This window comes from Baekduia sp. Peel2402 (genome assembly GCF_052567285.1).
Genome location: NZ_CP199582.1, coordinates 2,200,058 through 2,219,058 on the forward strand (window position 1 = coordinate 2,200,058; position 19,001 = coordinate 2,219,058).

Consider the following 19,001-nt stretch of genomic DNA (forward strand, 5'->3'; position numbering starts at 1 on the left):
ATGCCCGGAGGGGGACTCGAACCCCCATGCCCTTGCGGGCAGCCGATTTTAAGTCGGCCGTGTCTGACCAGTTCCACCACCCGGGCGGGACTTTGCGAGAGCGTAGTCGGGACGTTCCTACACTGCGAGATTCCGCAACTTCCCGGCCCGCGATCTGTTTTGAGTCTTCGCGGGCACGGAAAGGCCCGTCAACGCGCGTGGAAGCCTCCGCCCTCCGACACTCACCGGCCGCCGCCGGACTGCGTGGCCCGACCCCGCTGCTTCGCCTGCAGGGTGACGAGCGCCTGGTCGTGCTCACCCGCCGCGGCAACCAGGCGGCGTACGAGGCGCTGGTCGCGCGCTACCAGGCGCGGCTGCTGGCGTTCTGCCGGCACATGCTCTCCTCGCGCGAGGACGCCGAGGACGTGCTGCAGGAGGTCTTCGCGGCTGCGTTCAACGCGATGCTCGCCGACGACCGGCCGATCAACGTGCGGCCGTGGCTGTACCGGATCGCGCGCAACCGCTGCCTGAACCACCTGCGCAAGCAGACGGCGATCGGGATGGACTCGATGGACGTCCACCTCGCCGACCACGGCACGACGACCGCCGACAAGGTCCACGACCGCGAGGAGTTCCGCCAGCTCGTCGCCGACGTGCAGACGCTGGCCGAGACGCAGCGCACCGCGCTGCTGCTGCGTGAGATCGACGCGCTCTCCTACGAGCAGATCGCCGAGGCGATGGAGACGACGGTCCCGTCGGTCAAGTCGCTGCTGGTGCGAGCGCGGGTCTCGCTGGCCGAGGCCGCCGAGGCACGCAAGCTGACGTGCTCGGAGGTCCGCGAGGAGCTCGGCGAGTGGGCCGAAGGTCTGACGAAGGTCAGCGCGCCGGTCCGCCGCCACGTGCGCTCGTGCACGAAGTGCGCGGGCTTCAAGAAGCAGCTGAAGTCCACCAACAAGGCTTTGGCAGCGGTCTTCCCGGTCGGGCCGCTGCTGTTGTTGAAGAAGTTCCTGCTGGCGCAGGGCGCAGGTAGCGCGGCGGCCGCCGGTGGCGGCGCCGCTGCGGGCGGCGGCGCGGTGGCGGCTTCGAGTGCCACCGCGGGCGGCGCTTTGAGCGCCGGCGTCGGCGCGGTCGCGACCAAGGCCGCCGCGGGCTTGGCGGCGGTGGCAATCGTGACCACCGGTGCGGTCGAGGTCGACCACGTCAAGAAGCACCGCCTCGCGCAGAGCGCGGTCGCGTCGGCGGCGTCGAAGCCCCCGGTCGCGCGCGCGGCGACGGCAGCGCCCGTGGCCGACCCGACGCCCGCGCCGGCCGCCGTGAAGTCGGTGCCCCAGGCGGCCGCACCGAAGTCCTCGCACGGCTCCGAGGCCGGCGGCAAGGGCGCCGCCGCCGAGCACCGCACCGCGGCCTCCGACGCGACGCCCGCGTCCACGGTCGCCCCGGCGTCGACAACCGCTCCGGCCACCGCGTCGGTCCCAGGGACCACGACCGCACCGGCCGGCACGCAGGAGGGCTACGACAACACCCGCCTGCCCGACCAGACGCTTCCGGCCACGCCGACCGCGACGCCGGCGCCGGCAGCAACCGCGCCCGCCTCGAGCACGACGCCGGCCGAGCAGACCTCGACCACGACGCCGCCGGCCGACTCCACCGCGACCGCCCCGCCGGCCACCTCGACGCCGACGCCGGCCGACCCCGCACCGCCCGCCGACCCGTCGACCGCGACGCCTCCGTCGACCGGCACAGGCGACACGACGACCACCCCGCCGGCGACGACGACCACGCCGCCGTCCGGCGCGTCGTCCACGACGCCGGCGAACTAAGCGCCTAGCGCTAGGAGCGCGGCCGCCTACGTCGGCGGCCTGATGCTCGAACGCCGGACGCATCAGGTCGATCTCCGCCCCGGAGAGCCCCATTCGACCCGCGAGCGCACGCCATCCGGCTACCGCGTCCGCCACGTCGCCGAGCACAGTCCGCGCGGCGGCCGGCTTCAGGCGGAACTCCCCCGCGACCTCCATGAGCAGGTCCACCCGCGCGCTCGTGTCGTCGTATTCGATCGCCGTTCGCAGCGCCTGGCACCGCTCACTCCAGTCCGCGCGGGCGCACCCGTTGCGGTAGCTGCTCGTTCGCGCGCAGGCGTCCAAGATCGGTCTCGTACGGGTCAAACGCCTTCGCGACCCCGTCCAGGACGCCCAGCGCGTTCAGCACGCGGAGGACGACCTCGAGGCTGACCGCGCCGTCGCCGCGCTCGACGCGCATCACCGTCTTGCGGTCGATGCCGGCGCGATCGGCAACCTGGCTCTGCGTCAGGCCGCGCAGCTTGCGCCACGCCTGGATGTCTCCACCGATCTCGCGCAGCGACCGGCGGACAGGGAGCGGAGCGTTAGTGGTGGAGCGCGCGGGCATGATGTCCTCTTCAAAGGACATTACATCATCTAAAGTCCCTTGAAAAGGACTTTATTAGCCGAGCTTGTCGCCCGGCTGCGCGTTCGCGCCCGGCTCGACGAGCAGCACGACGTCGCCGGAGTAGGTGCCGAGGGTCAGGACCTCGGAGCGGAAGGGGCCGATCTGGCGCGGTGGGAAGTTGACGACGGCCAGGATCAGGCGGCCTTCGAGCTCCTCGCGCGAGTAGTTGGTGATCTGCGCGGAGGACTTGCGCTCTCCGAGCTCCGGGCCGAAGTCGATGCGGAGCTTCCAGGCGGGCTTGCGGGCCTCGGGGAAGTCGTCGACCGCGACGATCCGGCCGACCCGGATGTCGACCTTGGCGAAGTCGTCGAAGGTGATGGTGTCGCTCATGTCGGTGCAGGCGCTAGGGGCGCTCGGTGCCGAAGCGGAACGATCGCAGCGCGGTCTTCAGCCCGCCGTTGTGGCCGACGTCGTCGGCGCGCACGATCGCCGGAGAGCGCGGCGCGGTCGCCCAGATGTCGGCGCCGACGCGCGAGGTCACGTTGGGCAGCAGCAGGATCCGGCGGCCGTACATCAGCGCGCCGTCGGCGCGGCGGTACTGGAAGACGATCTCAAAGCCCTGCTGCTTGTTGATGTTGGCGCGGCCATCGGCGCGCCAGACGAAGCCGGGCAGGTCCTTGGCCATCTGCGCCTCGAGCGTCGCGGCGTACAGCGGCAGAAAGCCGGCGGCATCGCCGCGGTAGGCGGGCAGGTTCAGCGCGCGGACCGCGAACGCCTGCTCCTTGCTGCCCACGCGCGCCAGCTCGCCGGCCTGCGGCTCCTGCTTGGAGAACGGGGAGCGGTAGACGAAGTTGAACGCCACCGGCTCCCGGACGATCACCGCGCGCTTGGCCTTCACGCCCTCGCCCTTGAAGAAGAGCGCGTACGCCAGCGCGACCACGATCAGCGCCGCCACGACCACCAGCGCGATCCGCAGCGGACGCGGCAGCTTCGCGACCCGCGGCCCCAGCAGCTCGGGCAGCGTCGGGCCGAACTCGGGGCGGACGACGGACATCGACGCCCCAGTCTAGGCGGCGGCTAGCCTGGACGCCGATGACGGCGCCGGTCAGCGAGGAGCACGCCGCCGCGTTCGAGGCGGCGCGACCCCGGCTGTTCGGCGTCGCCTACCGGATGCTCGGCAGCGTCGCCGAGGCCGACGACGTCGTCCAGGACGCGTGGCTGCGCTGGCAGGGCGCCGACCGCGATGCAGTGCACGATCCGGTCGCGTTCCTGATCACGACGACGACGCGGCTGGCGCTCAACGTGCTGCAGTCGGCGCGCGTGCGGCGCGAGGCCTATGTCGGGCCGTGGCTGCCCGAACCGGTCGACACGACCGCCGACCCGGCGCTCGGCGCCCAGCGGGGCGAGGCGCTGGAGATCGCGGTGCTCATGTTGTTGGAGAAGCTGACCCCGACAGAACGCGCCGCCTACGTCCTGCACGAGGCCTTCGACTACCCCTACCGCGACGTCGCCGGCGTGCTGGAGATCTCCGACGACAACGCGCGCCAGCTCGCCTCCCGCGCGCGCGGCAAACTCGCGGCGGAGCGCCGGGCCGCCCGCGCCGACGACGACGCACGCCGACGCCTCTTGGACGCCTTCGTCGCCGCAGCGCGCGACGGTGACGTCGGGCGGCTGGAGGCGTTGCTGGCCGCCGACGTCGTCAACCACGCCGATGGCGGCGGGGTCGTCCACGCCTCGCGCGTGCCGCTGCACGGGCGCGAGCGCGTGGCCCGGGCGGTCGTCGGCGTCGTCGCCAAGTTCTGGGACGCAGCCGCCACGACCGAGACGCTCGACCTCAACGGCGCCCCGGCGATCCTCGCGCGCGCGGGCGACGGCGCGCCGATCTCGATCCTGGCGATCGAGGTCGACGACCGCACCGGCGCCATCGCGACGATCCTCTGGCAGGTCAACCCGGAGAAGCTCGCGCAATTCGCCGTCACGGGCTGAGGCGCTGCCCGGTCCTCGCTGTGGAAGGACCTCTCACCCACAGCGAAGGACAAGGACATCATCATGAAGATCGTGGTCATCGGCGGCACCGGGCAGGTCGGCTCGCGGCTGGTCGCCCACCTCGGCGAGGCCGGGCACGAGGCGGTCGCCGCCTCGCCCTCGACCGGCGTCGACACGCTCACCGGCGAGGGCCTGGACGCGGCGCTGGCGGGCGCGCAGGTCGTCGTCGACGTCACCGGCTCGCCGACCTGGGAGGACGACGCGATCCTGCGCTTCTTCCGCGACGGCTCGCGCAAGCTGCTCGCCGCGGAGGCCCGCGCGGGCGTCGGCCACCACGTCGCGCTGTCGATCGTCGGGATGGATCGCACCGACACGCCGGCCGGCTACTTCCGCGCGAAGCTCGCGCAGGAGGACGTGGTCCGCGGCGGCGGCATCCCCTACACCATCGCCCGTGCCACGCAGTTCTTCGAGTTCGTGGCGCAGCTGGCCGAGATCAGCGGGTACGTCCTGCCGCCAGCGCCGATGCAGCCGATCGCGGTCGACGACGTGGCGCGGCTGCTGGCCGGGATCGCCGTGGACGCGCCGGCGAACGGGATCGTCGAGCTGGCCGGCCCCGAGCGCGCGCCGCTCGACGCGCTGGCGCGCCGCGTCGTCGGCGACGCGCACGAGATCGTGACCGACCCGGACGCGACCTACGCGGGCACGCCGTGGACCGACGACCTGCTCGTCCCGGGCGATGGCGCCCGCATCGCCCCGACGACGCTTGAGCAGTGGCTACGCGGGGCCGCGCACGACCGCGCTTGAGGCGGCGGTGACGAGTGCGCGCGGCAGGTCGGCGTCGGCGACGCCGGCCAGCTGCGGGTGCTCGCGGTCGATCGCGATGCGCGCGGCCGGCGTGGACTCCAGGCCCAGCGACGCGCGGCCGTTGGCGACCAGCTCGGCCCAAAGGTCGCCGTAGTGGGCCAGGAGGGCGGCGCGGGTCTGACGCTCGCGGCGCGCGAGGGTCTCCAGCTCGCGAGCCTCTTCGAAGGGGTCGATGCGCACGTTGGAGTCCGAGCCGATCGCCAGGCGGACCCCGGCGTCGCGGTAGCGCAGCGCCGGGAGGTGGCCGTCGCCGAGGTTGCCCTCGGTCGTCGGGCAGGTGACGACGATCGTCTCCGTCTCCGCCAGGCGCGCGACGTCGTCGTCGGAGACGTGGATGCCGTGGATGATCGACGTGCGCGGCCCGAGGAAGCCGGTGTCGTGCAGGAGCGCGATCGGCGTGGCGCCGTCGTGCTCGGCGGCGCACTCGGCCAGCTCGCGGCGCTGCTCGTGGGCGTGGACGTGGCGGACGAGGTCGTGCTCGTCGGCGTAGCGCGCGATCGCGCGCAGCCAACCGGCGGGCACCGCCCGGACGGAGTGCGCGGCGACTCCTACATGAACGCCGTCGCGGTCGGCCGCCCAGGCGCGCAGCGCGTCGACGCGCTCCAGGTAGGCGTCGACGGTCGCGTCGCAGAAGCGGCGCTGGCCGGGCGCCGGCGGTCGGTCGGCGCCATCCCAGCCGTTGCGGTGGTAGGCGGCCGGCAGGAGGACGATCTCGAGCCCCGCGGCGCGCGCCGCCTCCGCGACCGTCATGGCCATCACATTGGGTTGCTCGTAGGGCGTGCCGTCCGGCTGGTGGATGACGTAGTGGAACTCCCCCACCGCGCCGTAGCCCGCGGCACGCATCTCACGGTAGGTGCGCGCGGCGACGTCGGCCATCGTCTCTGGCGTGAGCGCGCCCGCGAGACCGAACATCTCGGTGCGCCAGGTCCAGAAGTCGTCGGCGGGATCGGACGGCCGCTCGCCGATCCCGCGCAGGTCGCGCTGGAAGGCGTGGCTGTGCGCGTTGGGCATCGCGTCGACCGAGGTGTAGGTCATGACAGCGCGTGGAGGATCGCGGTGGCGCCGGCGGCGGCGTCGTCCAGCTCGACGTGCTCAGCGGGCGAGTGGCTGATGCCGGTCGCGTTGCGGACCAGGACCATCGCGGCGGGGACGCGCGGGGCGAGCAGGCCGGCGTCGTGGCCGGCCCAGCAGACGAGTTCGGGCGTGACGGCGCCCGCGGGCGCGGCGGCGGCGAGGCGCGCGCGGAGGCCGGCGTCGAAGGTCACCGCGGGCGAGCGGGACTCGATGGCGAAGGCGGCGCCCTCGGCGGCCGCGCCGGTGGTCAAGGCGGCAAGCCACGGGTCGAGCGTCGTGGCCTCGGGGGCACGGGCGTCGATCCACAGGGTCGTCGCGGTGGCGATCGCGGTGAGCGCGTTGGGCTCGACGAGCAGGCGGCCGACGGTCGCGCGCATGTCCGGCGTGCAGAGGTCATGGGCGGCGGTGATCAGGCGGGCGGCGCGCAGGAGCGCGTCCTGGCGTCCGTCCATCGGCGTGGTGCCCGCGTGGTCGGCGGTGCCGGTCGTCGTCGCGCGCAGGCGCAGGCGTGCGGCCAGCGAGGCGACGACGCCCCACGGCGCGCCGGCGGCGGCGAGGTCGGTGGACTGGTCGATGTGCAGCTCGACGAAGCCGCGCAGGTGACGGAGGACCTCGGGCGCCGTGGCCAACCCCGCCGGATCGACGCCCGCGGCGGCCATCGCGTCCGCGAGCGAGATGTTGTCGTCGTCGGTCCGGGCGAGCACGCCCTCGACGTCCAGCACGCCCGTGAGCGCGCGCGACCCGAAGGTCGGCGTGTTGAAGCGCGCGCCCTCCTCGTCGGCGAAGGAGATGACGGCGAGGGGCGCCGGTGACGCGGCCGCGATCGCGAAGGCCGCGGCCACGCCGAGCGCGCCGTCGAACGCGCCGCCGTCCCGGACGCTGTCGGTGTGCGAGCCGACCGCCCACCACGGGCCGTCGCCGGGCGGCGTCGCCCAGCGGTTTCCGGCCGCGTCACGCCACGCGCGCAGGCCGGCGCCCGCCGCCTGCTCCTCGAACCACGCGCCGGCCGCGGCGTCCTCCGCGGTCCACGCGAGGCGGTTGGTCCCGCGCGCCTCGTCGTAGCCGATCGCGTGCAGGGGATCCAGGCGCGCGGCGAGCTCCTCGGCGCTGATGGTCATCCGAGTCGCCATGCTTGATCCTCACGAACGTGGACGACCTCACCGCCGGCGATGACGATCGCCACCGGGTTGTGGCCGAAGCGGTAGGGCAGGTGCTCCAGCGGCGCGTCGAGGATGACGACGTCGGCGCGCTTGCCGACCTCGAGCGACCCAAGGTCATCGTGAAGTCGCAGCACCCACGCCGCGTTGAGCGTCATCGCGATGAGCGCCTCGCGCGGGGTCCAGCCGTAGCGGCGGACCGCCAGGCCGGCGATCAGCGGCAGCGACGTAATGGGCGACGTCCCCGGGTTGCAGTCGGTGGCGATGACGCCGATCGCGCCCGCGTCGGCCAGGGCGCGGCCGGGCGCGACCTGCTCGTCGCCGAGCAGCTCGGCGCCGGGCAGCAAGACCGCGGCGCACTCGGCCGCGGCGAGGGGGCCGAGGTCGTCGGGGTGCAGGCAGGCGAGGTGGTCGACCGACCGCGCGCCGTGCTTGAGCGCGACGGGAACGCTGCGCATGGTGGAGAACTGCTCGACGTGCGCGCGCAGGTCGCGCCCGTTGGCGCGCGCCAGGTCGCCCATGCGCGCCAAGTGCTGGAGGTCGAACGCGACCGACTCGACGTAGATGTCCAGCGCGGTGACGTCCCCTTCGGCCGCGACCGGCGCGATCGCGTCCAGCCACGCGTCGGCGGTCATCCCGGGCGGGACCGCGTGGGCGAGCAGCGCGGTGGAGCGCACCGTCTGCGGGACCTCGGCGGCGAGCGCGGCGGCCAGGCGCAGCGCCCGTCGCTCAGCCTCGACGCTCAGGCCGTAGCCCGACTTCGTCTCAAAGCTCGTCGTCCCGTGGGCGAGCATCTCGCGCGCGAGCGTGCGTGCCTGCACGAGGACGTCGTCGTCGGAGGTCTCCGCGAAGGCGCGCGCGGAGGAGGCGATGCCGCCGCCGGCGCTCGCGATCTCCTCATACGGCCGGCCCGCAACCTTCATCGCGTACTCCTCGGCGCGCCAGCCCGCGAACGGCAGGTGCGTGTGGCAGTCCACGAAGCCGGGGACGATCGCGGCGCCGGCGCAGTCGATGCGCCGCGTCGCGGACACGTCGGAGTCGAACGCCGCGATGTGGGCGCCGTCGGTGGTCAAGGCGCCGGGCTCCAGCGTGACCGCACCGGCCGCCGCGTTGAGGCGAACGTACGGCGCCGCCGCGGGGTAGCGAGCGACCTGCGCGGCGTTCTCCAACGAGAGGCTCACGCGGACATCATCGGGATGTCGATGTCCAGGCGCGTCGCCGCCGCGTCGGCTTCCGGGTAGCCGGCGTCGACATGCCGCACGACGCCCATCGCCGGGTCGATCGACAGGACCCGGCGAACGCGCTCGGCGCCGAGCTCGGTCCCGTCAGCTACTACAACTTGCCCGGCGTGGATCGACTTGCCCATCCCGACGCCGCCGCCGTGGTGGATCGAGACCCACGACGCGCCCGCGGCGACGTTGACCATGGCATTGAGAAGCGGCCAGTCGGCGACGGCGTCGCTGCCGTCCTTCATCGCCTCGGTTTCGCGCTCCGGCGAGGCGACCGAGCCCGCGTCGAGGTGGTCGCGACCGATCACGATCGGCGCGCGCAGCTCGCCCGACGCCACCATCTCGTTGAACCGCAGGCCCGCCAGGTGGCGCTCGCCCGCGCCGAGCCAGCAGATCCGCGCCGGGAGACCCTGGAACTTGACGTGCTCCTGAGCCAGCTCGATCCAGCGACGAATGTGGGGCTGGTCGCCGAAGAGGTCGAGGATCGCGGCGTCGGTCGCGGCGATGTCAGCCGGATCGCCGCTGAGCGCCGCCCACCGGAACGGCCCCTTGCCCTCGCAGAACAGCGGGCGAATGTAGGCGGGGACGAAGCCCGGGTAGGCAAAGGCATGGTCATCGCCGTGCGACGCGGCCAGGCCGCGCAGCGCGTTGCCGTAGTCGAAGGCCTCGGCGCCGGCCTCGCCCAGCGCGCGGATCGCGCCGACGTGCGTCACCGCGCTCTCCCCCACACGCCGCAGGTACTCGTCGGGGTCCGAGGCGCGCAGCGCGTCGCCCTGCTCGATCGTCATCCCCGCCGGGAGGTAGCCGACGAGCGGGTCGTGAGCGCTCGTCTGGTCGGTGACGACGTCGACGTGCACGCCGCGCGCGACCAGCTCCGGCAGGACCTCGGCGGCGTTGCCGAGCAACCCAATGGACAACGGGCGCCCATCGCGGACAGCATCGGCGGCGCGGGCGAGAGCGTCGTCCAGCGAGCCGGCGCGCTCGTCCAAGTACCCCGTCTCGATCCGGCGCTCGATCCGCGTGCGGTCGACCTCGACGCACAGCGCGACGCCGCCGTTCATCGTGACGGCCAGCGGCTGCGCGCCGCCCATGCCGCCGAGGCCCGCGGTCACGACGAGCCGCCCGGCCAGCGTGCCGCCGAAGCGCTTGCGCGCGACCGCCGCGAACGTCTCGTAGGTCCCTTGCAGGATCCCCTGGGACCCGATGTAGATCCACGACCCGGCGGTCATCTGCCCGTACATCATGAGGCCCGCGCGCTCCAGCTCGCGGAAGTGCTCCCAGTTGGCCCAGTCACCGACCAGGTTGGAGTTGGCGATCAGCACCCGCGGCGCGCGCTCGTGCGTCGTGAAGACCGCGACCGGCTTGCCGGACTGCACCAGCAGCGTCTCGTCGTCGCCGAGGCGCATCAACACGTCCTTGATCGCCGCCAGCGCGGCGTGGTCGCGCGCGGCCTTGCCGATCCCGCCGTAGACCACCAACTCGTCCGGGTTCTCGGCGACGTCCGGGTGGAGGTTGTTCTCCAACATGCGCAGGGCGGCCTCCTGCTGCCAGCCACGGCAGCGGAGCGTGTCAGAGGCGACGGGGCTCATGGACGCGAGTCTCCGGCGACCGTGCGCGCCGCGCAACCCTCGTCTCGGATCTGAGACACTCGGACGGATGGCCAACGTCCCCGCCGCGACCGCCGCGCTCGACGTCCTCGAGCTGCTCGCCCGCCACGCCGCACCGCTGCCCGCGGCGGCGATCGCCCGCGACCTCGGCCTGCCGCGCAGCACCACCTATCACTTGCTCTCCGCCCTGCGCGACCGCGGCTACGTCGCCCACCTGGAGGACGAGCGCCGCTGGGGCCTCGGCGTCGCGGCCTTCGCGCTCGGCGCCGCGTACACCAGGCAGGAGCCGCTGCGCTGGATCGCGCAGAACGTCCTCAGCGAGCTGGTGAGCGACACCACGCACAACGGCCACCTCGCGATGCTCCACGGCGCGGACGTGTTGTACGTGATCGAGGAACGCGCGCCCGACCGCCCCTCGCTGGTCACCGACGTCGGCGTCCGCCTCCCCGCCCACCTCACCGCCTCCGGCCTGGCGATGCTCGCCGCCCTCCCACCCGCACAAGTCCGCGCCCTCTTCCCGACCCGCGACGCCCTCATCGTCCGCGAAGGCGGCCGCGGCCCCCGCACCCTCATCGAGCTCCGCCGCGCCCTCGCCGAAACCCGCCGCGCCGGCCACGCCACCGAAGACGGCTACGTCACCACCGGCTTCGCCTCCGTCGCCGCACCGGTCCTCGACCACACCGGCCACCCGGTCGCCGCTATCGCTCTTACCTTCCCTGGCCGCGACGTCAAACCCGGCCGCCCGCGCGCAGCGCTGGCGTCAGCGGTGACCGACGCGGCGGGCGAAGTGGCGCGCAGGATCCGCGGCCGCGCGCCCGACGGCCGCTAGGAAGGCCAACGCAGGCGCCGCTTCCCGTTGCGGTCCATCTCCGCCGCAGCCTCCTCTGCGGCCGCGACCGCGTCCCGGAGAGCGCGGCGTTCCCAGCGCTGCTCCTCGACGAGGACCCGCACTGCGACCCACCGTCGAACGAGGGAGCGAGGCAGACCACGCCGACGGGCCTGGTCGACGCTGATCGACACGGGCTGCGAGTCGTTCGCGATCGCTCGGGCCGCCCTGAGCAGCGAGTGGGAGAAGCGTCCGGCGGAGATCAGGCGATCGGCGTCTTCGAGCGCGGTCAGCTCGGCGCGCCACTCCGCCGCGATGTCCTCGGACAGATCGGACGGGAGGAGCGAGACGGCATGTTCGACAGCGCGGTGGTTGCGGTCGGAGAGAAGGCCGCGGAGCTCGCCGGCGAGGATCGCCCTGAGGAGGCCCGCGAAGACGGCAGCGATCAGCGCGAGGACGAGCGCGGTCATGCCGGCTGCGCTCCCGGGCGTGGTGGGCGGCGCGTAGCGTGGCGCTTCGCGCGGAGGCGGTCCTCGACCACGCGAGCAGCCGCCTGCTCCCCAACGCCGGTCAGGACGTACAACCTGCGCCCTGGCCCGCCCTTGTCGGACTGCTGGCCGCCCTGTCGCGCGAGCCAGCCGTCTTGGACCAACCGATGCAGGATCGGGTAGAGCGTGCCGGACGAGAGCTTGGTCGCGTCCATGAGCTCCAGGCCGTACCACTCGCGCTGAGGATCGACCAGGAGCGCCTCGAGGACCTTTAGGAGCTGCTTGGTGATGCGCTCGGGCACGGGCTTATCCTACATAGCCCGGAGCGCTTATCCAACATACTGGCCTAGGGGCCTGGGTCGCCGCCGTTGACGACGTTCAGCGTCGTCTTGCCGCCGTCGGCGGTCGAGATGGGGTACTTGCCAGGCTTGAGGCCGGTGAGGGTCTGGGTGCCCGGGACGGCGAGAGGGGCGCCGCCGGGAAGGGTGGCGGTGGTCGAGGGGCCGGAGATCGTGATCTCCAGCGTCAGGAAGGCCGGGACGGTGACGGTCGTTGGGGAGAGTGCGCCGGCGCGGTGGGTCAGCGTGACCGGGACGCGTGTGGCCTCCTCGTCGCCCGCGCCGCCTTCGCCGGACTCGCCGCCGCCGCTGGTGGACGTGGTCTCAGCGCCGGTCGTCACGCCGCCCTTGGGCACGCCGGTCGTGGCGGTCGGCGGCGCCGTGGCGGTGGCGGTCGCCGTGGCCGCCGGCGGTGTGGTCGCGCTCAGCGTCGCCTCGGGCGTCGGGGCGGCCGCGCCCGTCGTCGCGCTCGGCTCGTCGTCGCCGCCGCACGCCGCCAGCGCGAAGGTGGCGGCGATGCAGGCGGCGGCAGCAGTGGCGGCGCGGGCCCTCACTGGCCGATCGAGAACATCGCCTCGAGGTCGTGCTCGCTGAAGACCTCGAAGGCGACCATCGTCTGCGTCCGGCTCACGCCGTTCAGCTTGACGAGCTGGCCGGTGATGACGGAGGCGAGCTTCTCGTGCTGATCGACGCGCACGATCGCCACGAAGTCCCACTCACCGGTGACGCTGTACGCCTCGGCGACGCCAGGCAGGCCGGCCAGCTCGCCGCCGAGCGTCGTCAGCGCGTCGCGCTCGGCCTCGATCAGGACGACCGCGTGGGTCATCGCAACGTGTGGCTCTCGCCCGGCTCGAGCACGATGACCTCGGCGTAGCCCGCGTTCTGCACGTCGGACTTGAAGGCCTGGACGTCGGTCTCGATCGGCGGGAACGTGCCGTAGTGGGCGGGGATGATCTGGTCGGCCTTGATCAGCTCGGCCGCAGCGACGCCGTCGAAGCGGTCCATCGTGTAGTGGCCGCCGATCGGGAGGATCGCCAGGTCGATGTGACCGCGCTTGCTCGGCAGCGCGAGGTCGCTGAACAGACCCGTGTCGCCGACGTTGTAGATGCGCTTGCCGCCGACCTCGATCAGGAAGCCGGCCGGCGTGTTGACGGTGCCCTTCGGCGTCGTGGACGTGTGCCACGCCGGCGTCATCCGCGCCGTCAGCCAGCCGAGGTCGGCCGTGCCGCCGATGTTGGGGTCGATGATGTTCTCGACGCCGTCTTCCTTCAGCTCGGCCGCCAGCTCGACGATCGCCACGACCGTCGCGCCCGTGCGCTTGGCGATCGCGACCGTGTCGCCGATGTGATCGCCGTGGCCGTGGGTCAGCAGGATCACGTCGGCGGCAACGTCGTCGGCGCTGACCGCGGCCTTCGGGTTGCCGGAGAGGAACGGATCGATCAAAGCGGTCTTGCCCTCGTGCTCGATCGCGAAGGCCGCGTGGCCCAGGAACTTGATCTCCATCGACTACTCCTCTGACTGGGACGGGGTCGGTTCGTACAGCTCGCGTGCCAGCTCCAGCCCGGCGGCGACGCCGACGAGCATGCTCAGGCGCGTCTCCTCCGCGATCAGGACGCGCACCGCGGCCTCGCGCTCGGAGGGATCCTCGGTCTGCGCGGCGCCGGTGACCTGCTTCTCGTGCGCCTCGCCAAACCAGCCGCCGGCGTGCAGCGCCTCGTTGAGCACGCGCTGCAGCCCGGGGGCGGCGTGCGCGACGATCTCCTGTGCGTGAGCGAACCGCTCAGGGTCGGCGGACAGCGCCTCGACGGCGGCGTCAACCTGCTCGGCGGTGAAGCGGCGGGCGGGCACTGCGACCCACACTAGCGCCAGGCGCCGGGTGCTACCGCGTGGTGTCCTGCGTGCGCAGCAGCAGCGCGCCCGCAGCCAGGCCGAGGAGCAGGCCCGAGAAGGTCGCGATCGCGCTCGCGCCGTAGGTGACCGCGGGCATGACCGCGACGACGACCGCGATCACCGCGGTGCCGATCAGGTCGCCGTCGTGCTCGATACCGCGGCGCGCGCGGATGACATCTGGCAGCGCCCAGGCGGCGATCATGCCCAGCGCGGCGCCCGGGGCGCCGAGGATGAGGTCGCCGACGTCGACCGCGGCGGCGATCGCGTTGCCGCCCAGGCCGCAGGCGATGAAGAGCGCGACCACCAACACCGGCCCGTGGCGCAGCTCTAGCCGCCAGCCGTAGATGCCGATCGCCAGCAGCGCCGCCAGCTGGTACCAGGTGTTCGAGTAGACGAAGCCCGAGACGACGTACTTCCACGGGTCGCTGTCGAAGTTGAGCAGGCCGACGTCGACGCGGGCCACGAACGCCAGCGCCAGGAAGCCGAAGATCGACAGGACGAGCAGCGCGATCGTCGCGTTCGGGCGCCCGGTCGGGTCGGCGCGGATCCCCGGAATCTCGTTGCTGCGCAGTGGCGTCAGCGCCGGGCGCGGGAGCTTGCGCGCCGGCTTGGGCGTCGCGTCGCCGGTGCGACGGTCGATCTTCGGCGCACGCTTTCGCAACCGTGTGCCGCAGTACGGGCACTCGGTGATGTACGGGCTGACCTCAGACCCGCACTTCTTGCAAACCACGAACAGGTCTGGCGTCCCGGCCATCTCTGAAAACGATTCTAGGCCCCCAGGACTCCAGTCGGAGCCATGGGTGTCGATCAATTGAGTCGTGCGGCGCCTAAGGGACTTCCAGATCATCGGTTTGGACGCCTGCGACCAGGACACGACCTGGCGCGTCGTCGCTGTGGACGGCGGCGAGGCGGTGCTCGAGCCGCGTGACGCCCAGACCTTGTCGTTGCTGCACACGCTGCCTTCTCCGGCGACGCTGTCGTTCGACACGCCGCGCCACCCCGTCTTCCTCAACGGCACCGTCGAACGCGGCCCGATCGAAGGCACCGTCGCCTTCCGGGTGACCGACGACGTCGGCTTCCGGCCGCTGCGGCTGCGCCCGCGCCTGAAGGCCGAGCTCGCCGTGCGCGTGACGCCGCTGGACGACGAGGGCCGCCGAACCGGCTTTGCGCAGGACTTCTCCACGACCGACGTCAGCGGCGGCGGCGTGCGGATCGTCGGCGCCGGCGCGCCCGCCATGCCGGGCGCGCTGCTCGGTCTGGAGCTCGCGGTGCCGGGGCTGCCGGATCCGGTCGTCTGCCAGGGCCGCGTCGTGCGACGTGACGCCGACGGCGGCGTCGCGGTCTCCTTCACCGACCTGGACCCGAGCATCGCGACGACGCTCGATCAGCTCATCTTCGCGGTCCGCCAGCGCGTGGCGCGCCAAGCGTTCACGCTGCGCGAAGCGGCCTGAGCCGCCTGGCGACCTCGCCCCCTGGGCGAGGGTCGCCCTAGAACTCGGTCTCGCCGTCGCCCGTCGTCGCCGCGACGATCTCGGCCATGACCTCGCGCAGGTCGTGGTTGGCCTCGTAGACGACGACCTGGCGGGCGGCGCCGTTGCCGCGGGACAAGAGGTCGTCGATGCCGTCCAGCTCGTTGGCGGAGCCGAGGTCCTGCGCGTGCTCGCGCAGCCGGTCGACCAGGCGGTGGGCGAGGTCGCGGGTGGCGACGCGTTCGTTGGACGGCAGGTCGACGAGCTGACCGTCGAGCCCGTGCCGCGCGGCAAGCCAGCGGTTCTCGTCGAGCATCTGCCACGGGTACTCGCCCAGGTGCTCGCCGGACTCGTAGTGCTCGCACAACTCGCGGACCATCGCCTGGATCAACGCCGCGAGGCCGAGCGTGTGCTCGACGCGGGTCTGGGCGTCGCAGGCGCGGATCTCGACGGTCCCGAGCTTCGGGTGCGGGCGGACGTCGTACCAGAGGTAGGTGTAGTCCTCCATGACGCCCGACGAGATCATGAACTCGATCTGGCGCTCGTAGTCGGCCCAGTCGCGGTAGGACGGCGGGACGCCGACGCGCGGGAACGCGCGGAAGATCGGCAGCCGCGTCGAGGCCATCCCGGTGCCGTCGCCGCGCCAGAACGGGGAGTTGGCGCTCAAGGCCAACAACACGGGCAGGTGCACGCGCATGCCGTTGGCGACGTGGATCGCCTTGTCGGGATCGTCGACGCCGACGTGCACGTGCAGCCCGAAGATGAGCTCCTGCCTCGCAACGAATCGGAGCGCGTTGACCAGCTCGCGGTATCTGAGGCGCGAGGCGATCCGCTGGTCCTCCCAGAGCGCGAACGGGTGGGTGCCGGCGCTGCCGATCGTTAGGCCCCGGCGTGCCGCGACGTCGTGGACCTCGCGACGCAGCGCGCGCAGCTGTGCGCCGGCCTCGGCGGTGTTCGCGGCCGGTCGCGTCGCGATCTCAAGGACCGACTCCATCAGCTCCGGCTTGATCTCCCCGGCGGAGTGGTCGGACTCGACGGCCTTCGCGTCTTCGAGGAGCGACTCGATCGCATTTACCAACTCGTAGGAGTCGGAGTCGACGATCATCAGCTCCTCTTCGATGCCGATCGTATAGCTCGGCCCGGTGAAGTGGTGCTCCATCTGCCGCCGGAGCCTACCGAGGCCTATCATCTACCGCATAAGCAATGACTCTTTTGGAGGTCTGACAGTGACCACCGACGTGCTCAGCGGATCGCGTCTGGAAGAGCTGCTCGGCGATGACGCCGAGTTGCTCCTGAACCATCGTTCCACGACCATCGACGCGGCTCAGCTGCATCTGCCCGGCCCGGACTTCGTGGACCGGATCTACGCGGCGACGGATCGTTCCAACACCGTGCTGCGCAACCTGCAGTGGCTGTTCGACCACGGGCGCCTGGGCGGCACGGGCTACGTGTCGATCCTGCCGGTCGACCAGGGCATCGAGCACTCGGGCGGTGCGTCCTTCGCGCCGAACCCCGCGTACTTCGACCCCGACAACATCGTCAAGCTCGCCGTCGAGGGCGGGACCAACGCCGTCGCGTCGACGGTCGGCGTGCTCGGGGCGGTGTCGCGCAAGTACGCGCACAAGATCCCGTTCATCGTCAAGCTCAACCACAACGAGCTGCTGACCTACCCCAACGGCGCGGACCAGATCATGTTCGCTTCCGTGAAGCGGGCCGCCGAGCTGGGCGCCGCGGGCGTGGGCGCGACGATCTACTTCGGCTCGGAGAAGAGCGACCGCCAGATCGTGGAGGTCGCCCGGGCGTTCGAGGAGGCCCATCGCCTCGGGCTCTTCACCGTCCTGTGGTGCTACCTGCGCAACGACGCGTTCAAGCAGGACGGCGTGGACTACCACCTCGCCGCCGACCTCACGGGCCAGGCCAACCATCTGGGCGTGACGATCGAGGCCGACATCATCAAGCAGAAGCTGCCGGAGAACAACGGCGGCTACATGGCGATCGCGAAGGCTGCGGGCGGCTCGTACGGCAAGACCAACAAGCTGGTCTACGAGAAGCTGACGACCGACAACCCGATCGACCTCACCCGCTACCAGCTGGCCAACTGCTACATGGGCCGGGCGCCGCTGATCAACAGCGGTGGCGCGTCCTCGGGCGAGACCGACCTGGCGGAGGCCGTGAAGACCGCGGTCATCAACAAGCGCGCGGGCGGCACGGGTCTGATCTCGGGCCGCAAGGCCTTCCAGCGCCCGATGCCCGAGGGCGTCGCGCTGCTGAACGCGATCCAGGACGTCTACCTCAACGAGGACGTCACGATCGCCTGAGCAAGGCCTCGCAGCGCAGATCGCGACGGTCGGGCGATCGTCGCGATCTGCGTAGGACACCCTGACGGCCGCGGCTTCGCGTCGCGGCCGTGACGGTTTTGCAACGGAGCACCCGTCGCGCCTGGGACTGACCTAGGTTGCGGCGGGTGCTTCGTCGTTTCGCGCCCCTGTTGGTCATCCTGCTCGCCGTCGCGGGCGGCTTCGTGGCGGGGAAGATCGACGGCCCGGACGATCCCACCAGCGCGCGCGTGATCCGGGTGGTCGACGGCGACACGATCCTGGTCTCGCTCGGCGGGCACGAGGAGCGCGTGCGCTACATCGGCGTCGACACGCCGGAGACGGTCAAGCCCGGGGCGCCGGTCGAGTGCTTCGGCAAGAAGGCCTCGGCGCGCAACAAGGAGCTGGTGGCTGGACGGCGCGTGCGGCTGGTGCGCGACGCCGAGGAGCGCGACCGCTACGGGCGCCTGCTGGCCTATGTCTACCGCGAGGACGACGGGCTGTTCGTCAACGCGTCGCTCGTCCTGGACGGCTACGCGACCGCTCTGACGATCCCGCCGAACACCGCCCACGCCGCGCAGTTCCGCTACGACGCAGGTGAGGCGCGGCGCGCCGGGCGCGGATTATGGAACGCGTGTTCGCGGTAGCCTTGCGGACCGATGCGCATGCGTCAGAGCCTCGCCCAGCTGGAAAGGGCGTTCGTCGACGAGACGGAACAGGACCGTGGGAACGCGGAGCGTCTGCGCCGCGAGGCCGAGCGCCGCACCCGCGAGCGCCAGTTGGCCAAGACGCACAAGCGCGGCTCGATGCGCTTCGGCGTGCTCTACCTGATCCTCATCGCGACCGCCGTGGCAGTGACGTTCGCGATGTTCGAGACGCTCTACTACGTCATGGGCTGAGTGGCGGCCCGAACGGGCCGCCTCCCCTTCGCGGCGCTATTCGGCCGCGGTGCCGAGCTTGCGGAGGGCCTCGTCGACCTCGCCGCGCACGGTGGCGCTGTCCGTCGCCTCAACGGCGCCGTTGCGCTCCTGCTGGATCTCCAGGTAGACCTCTTTGCGGAAGACGGGGATGTCCCGCGGGGCCTGGATCCCGATGCGCACCTTCTCGCCCATGATGGACAGAACGGAGACTTCGATGTCGTCTCCGATCATGATGCTCTGGTTGGACTTTCGTGTCAGTACGAGCATGGTTGGACGCCTCCCAACGTCCCTGCCACCGGGCGATCGATACTCGCAGGGCCGGTGCCCACATGCAAGCGCGGTGAAACCTCTGATATGCGGGAACGTCGTCGTCTGACGAACCTTGCCCCGAATACCTGTGCGAAGTCGGGACGTGGGAGGTCGGGCATCGGACTGAAGCCTGACGTACGGAGCCGA

At 72.1% G+C, this 19,001-nt stretch carries 24 protein-coding genes and 1 tRNA gene; 8 read left to right on the forward strand and 17 right to left on the reverse strand.

What is annotated here, in order from left to right; genetic code table 11:
* Window position 1: 1 nt before the first annotated feature.
* A tRNA-Leu gene (locus ACT01A_RS10690) sits at window positions 2-86 on the reverse strand.
* Between the two features lie 204 nt (window positions 87-290).
* On the opposite strand from ACT01A_RS10690, the gene ACT01A_RS10695 reads away from it, so the two are divergent.
* Window positions 291-1,799, forward strand: coding sequence for a sigma-70 family RNA polymerase sigma factor (locus tag ACT01A_RS10695; protein WP_445152237.1), 1,509 nt, complete (start codon window positions 291-293; stop codon window positions 1,797-1,799).
* Window positions 1,800-2,058: 259 nt separating this feature from the next.
* Here the strand turns inward: ACT01A_RS10695 and ACT01A_RS10700 are convergent, their stop codons facing one another.
* From ACT01A_RS10700 to ACT01A_RS10710, 3 genes are read right to left on the reverse strand one after another with little or no spacing between them, the layout of a single operon-like run.
* Window positions 2,059-2,403, reverse strand: a complete 345-nt coding sequence (locus tag ACT01A_RS10700) for a helix-turn-helix domain-containing protein (protein ID WP_445152238.1) — start codon at window positions 2,401-2,403, stop codon at window positions 2,059-2,061.
* A 33-nt stretch (window positions 2,404-2,436) separates the two neighbouring features.
* Entirely contained in the window at window positions 2,437-2,772 is a 336-nt protein-coding gene (locus ACT01A_RS10705) for a tRNA-binding protein (RefSeq protein WP_445152239.1), read from the reverse strand.
* Window positions 2,773-2,785: 13 nt separating this feature from the next.
* Window positions 2,786-3,436: a hypothetical protein gene (locus ACT01A_RS10710; protein ID WP_445152240.1), complete on the reverse strand. Its 651-nt coding sequence runs from the start codon at window positions 3,434-3,436 to the stop codon at window positions 2,786-2,788.
* Between the two features lie 38 nt (window positions 3,437-3,474).
* Between ACT01A_RS10710 and ACT01A_RS10715 the strand changes: the two genes are divergently transcribed.
* Together ACT01A_RS10715 and ACT01A_RS10720 are read left to right on the forward strand one after the other, a co-directional pair.
* On the forward strand, window positions 3,475-4,368 hold the full coding sequence (locus ACT01A_RS10715) for an RNA polymerase sigma-70 factor (protein ID WP_445152241.1): 894 nt from the start codon (window positions 3,475-3,477) through the stop codon (window positions 4,366-4,368).
* A gap of 63 nt (window positions 4,369-4,431) precedes the next feature.
* Window positions 4,432-5,172, forward strand: a complete 741-nt coding sequence (locus tag ACT01A_RS10720; RefSeq protein WP_445152242.1) for an SDR family oxidoreductase — start codon at window positions 4,432-4,434, stop codon at window positions 5,170-5,172.
* On the opposite strand, the gene ACT01A_RS10725 is transcribed toward ACT01A_RS10720, so the two are convergent.
* Genes ACT01A_RS10725 through hutU form a run of 4 tightly spaced genes read right to left on the reverse strand, consistent with a single transcriptional unit; the run spans window position 5,143 to window position 10,281 of the window.
* Window positions 5,143-6,267: a formimidoylglutamate deiminase gene (locus ACT01A_RS10725; RefSeq protein WP_445152243.1), complete on the reverse strand. Its 1,125-nt coding sequence runs from the start codon at window positions 6,265-6,267 to the stop codon at window positions 5,143-5,145. The two genes, ACT01A_RS10720 and ACT01A_RS10725, sit on opposite strands and share 30 nt — an antisense overlap.
* Window positions 6,264-7,424 (reverse strand): hydantoinase/carbamoylase family amidase, encoded by a 1,161-nt coding sequence (locus tag ACT01A_RS10730; RefSeq protein ID WP_445152244.1) that lies wholly within the window; start codon window positions 7,422-7,424, stop codon window positions 6,264-6,266. The genes ACT01A_RS10725 and ACT01A_RS10730 overlap by 4 nt, the downstream gene beginning before the upstream one ends.
* The gene (gene hutI, locus ACT01A_RS10735; RefSeq protein WP_445152245.1) at window positions 7,421-8,644 is read right to left on the reverse strand and encodes an imidazolonepropionase; all 1,224 of its coding nucleotides are present in this window, start codon (window positions 8,642-8,644) and stop codon (window positions 7,421-7,423) included. The genes ACT01A_RS10730 and hutI overlap by 4 nt, the downstream gene beginning before the upstream one ends.
* Window positions 8,641-10,281, reverse strand: a complete 1,641-nt coding sequence (gene hutU, locus ACT01A_RS10740) for a urocanate hydratase (protein ID WP_445152246.1) — start codon at window positions 10,279-10,281, stop codon at window positions 8,641-8,643. Before hutU ends, hutI begins: the two co-directional genes overlap by 4 nt.
* 67 nt (window positions 10,282-10,348) lie before the next feature.
* Here hutU and ACT01A_RS10745 point away from each other — a divergent pair, with 67 nt between their 5' ends.
* Window positions 10,349-11,128 (forward strand): IclR family transcriptional regulator, encoded by a 780-nt coding sequence (locus ACT01A_RS10745; protein ID WP_445152247.1) that lies wholly within the window; start codon window positions 10,349-10,351, stop codon window positions 11,126-11,128.
* On the opposite strand, the gene ACT01A_RS10750 is transcribed toward ACT01A_RS10745, so the two are convergent.
* The 7 genes from ACT01A_RS10750 to ACT01A_RS10780 are packed head-to-tail and all read right to left on the reverse strand — an operon-like array spanning window position 11,125 to window position 14,595.
* The gene (locus tag ACT01A_RS10750) at window positions 11,125-11,595 is read right to left on the reverse strand and encodes a hypothetical protein (RefSeq protein ID WP_445152248.1); all 471 of its coding nucleotides are present in this window, start codon (window positions 11,593-11,595) and stop codon (window positions 11,125-11,127) included. The two genes, ACT01A_RS10745 and ACT01A_RS10750, sit on opposite strands and share 4 nt — an antisense overlap.
* Window positions 11,592-11,915, reverse strand: coding sequence for a PadR family transcriptional regulator (locus ACT01A_RS10755; protein ID WP_445152249.1), 324 nt, complete (start codon window positions 11,913-11,915; stop codon window positions 11,592-11,594). The genes ACT01A_RS10750 and ACT01A_RS10755 overlap by 4 nt, the downstream gene beginning before the upstream one ends.
* A 44-nt stretch (window positions 11,916-11,959) precedes the next feature.
* Window positions 11,960-12,505, reverse strand: a complete 546-nt coding sequence (locus tag ACT01A_RS10760) for a hypothetical protein (protein WP_445152250.1) — start codon at window positions 12,503-12,505, stop codon at window positions 11,960-11,962.
* Window positions 12,502-12,777 (reverse strand): Lrp/AsnC ligand binding domain-containing protein, encoded by a 276-nt coding sequence (locus ACT01A_RS10765; protein ID WP_445152251.1) that lies wholly within the window; start codon window positions 12,775-12,777, stop codon window positions 12,502-12,504. The genes ACT01A_RS10760 and ACT01A_RS10765 overlap by 4 nt, the downstream gene beginning before the upstream one ends.
* Entirely contained in the window at window positions 12,774-13,454 is a 681-nt protein-coding gene (locus ACT01A_RS10770) for a metal-dependent hydrolase (RefSeq protein WP_445152252.1), read from the reverse strand. Before ACT01A_RS10770 ends, ACT01A_RS10765 begins: the two co-directional genes overlap by 4 nt.
* A 3-nt stretch (window positions 13,455-13,457) precedes the next feature.
* Window positions 13,458-13,799 carry a hypothetical protein gene (locus ACT01A_RS10775; RefSeq protein ID WP_445152253.1) on the reverse strand — a complete coding sequence of 114 codons (342 nt, stop codon included), beginning with the start codon at window positions 13,797-13,799 and terminating at the stop codon, window positions 13,458-13,460.
* A gap of 31 nt (window positions 13,800-13,830) precedes the next feature.
* The gene (locus ACT01A_RS10780) at window positions 13,831-14,595 is read right to left on the reverse strand and encodes a rhomboid family intramembrane serine protease (protein WP_445152254.1); all 765 of its coding nucleotides are present in this window, start codon (window positions 14,593-14,595) and stop codon (window positions 13,831-13,833) included.
* Window positions 14,596-14,659: 64 nt separating this feature from the next.
* Between ACT01A_RS10780 and ACT01A_RS10785 the strand changes: the two genes are divergently transcribed.
* A complete protein-coding gene (locus ACT01A_RS10785; protein ID WP_445152255.1) occupies window positions 14,660-15,292 on the forward strand; it encodes a PilZ domain-containing protein in 633 nt (210 codons plus the stop codon).
* A 37-nt stretch (window positions 15,293-15,329) separates the two neighbouring features.
* On the opposite strand, the gene ACT01A_RS10790 is transcribed toward ACT01A_RS10785, so the two are convergent.
* Window positions 15,330-16,469, reverse strand: a complete 1,140-nt coding sequence (locus tag ACT01A_RS10790; protein WP_445152256.1) for a carboxylate-amine ligase — start codon at window positions 16,467-16,469, stop codon at window positions 15,330-15,332.
* A 67-nt stretch (window positions 16,470-16,536) separates the two neighbouring features.
* Between ACT01A_RS10790 and ACT01A_RS10795 the strand changes: the two genes are divergently transcribed.
* From ACT01A_RS10795 to ACT01A_RS10805, 3 genes are all read left to right on the forward strand, one after another.
* A complete protein-coding gene (locus tag ACT01A_RS10795) occupies window positions 16,537-17,628 on the forward strand; it encodes a class I fructose-bisphosphate aldolase (RefSeq protein ID WP_445152257.1) in 1,092 nt (363 codons plus the stop codon).
* 146 nt (window positions 17,629-17,774) lie between these two features.
* The gene (locus ACT01A_RS10800; protein ID WP_445152258.1) at window positions 17,775-18,272 is read left to right on the forward strand and encodes a thermonuclease family protein; all 498 of its coding nucleotides are present in this window, start codon (window positions 17,775-17,777) and stop codon (window positions 18,270-18,272) included.
* Window positions 18,273-18,284: 12 nt separating this feature from the next.
* Complete coding sequence (locus ACT01A_RS10805; RefSeq protein WP_445152259.1) at window positions 18,285-18,524, forward strand: hypothetical protein; 240 nt, start codon at window positions 18,285-18,287, stop codon at window positions 18,522-18,524.
* A gap of 36 nt (window positions 18,525-18,560) precedes the next feature.
* Here the strand turns inward: ACT01A_RS10805 and csrA are convergent, their stop codons facing one another.
* A complete protein-coding gene (gene csrA, locus ACT01A_RS10810; RefSeq protein ID WP_445152260.1) occupies window positions 18,561-18,812 on the reverse strand; it encodes a carbon storage regulator CsrA in 252 nt (83 codons plus the stop codon).
* Between the last annotated feature and the right edge of the window lie 189 nt (window positions 18,813-19,001).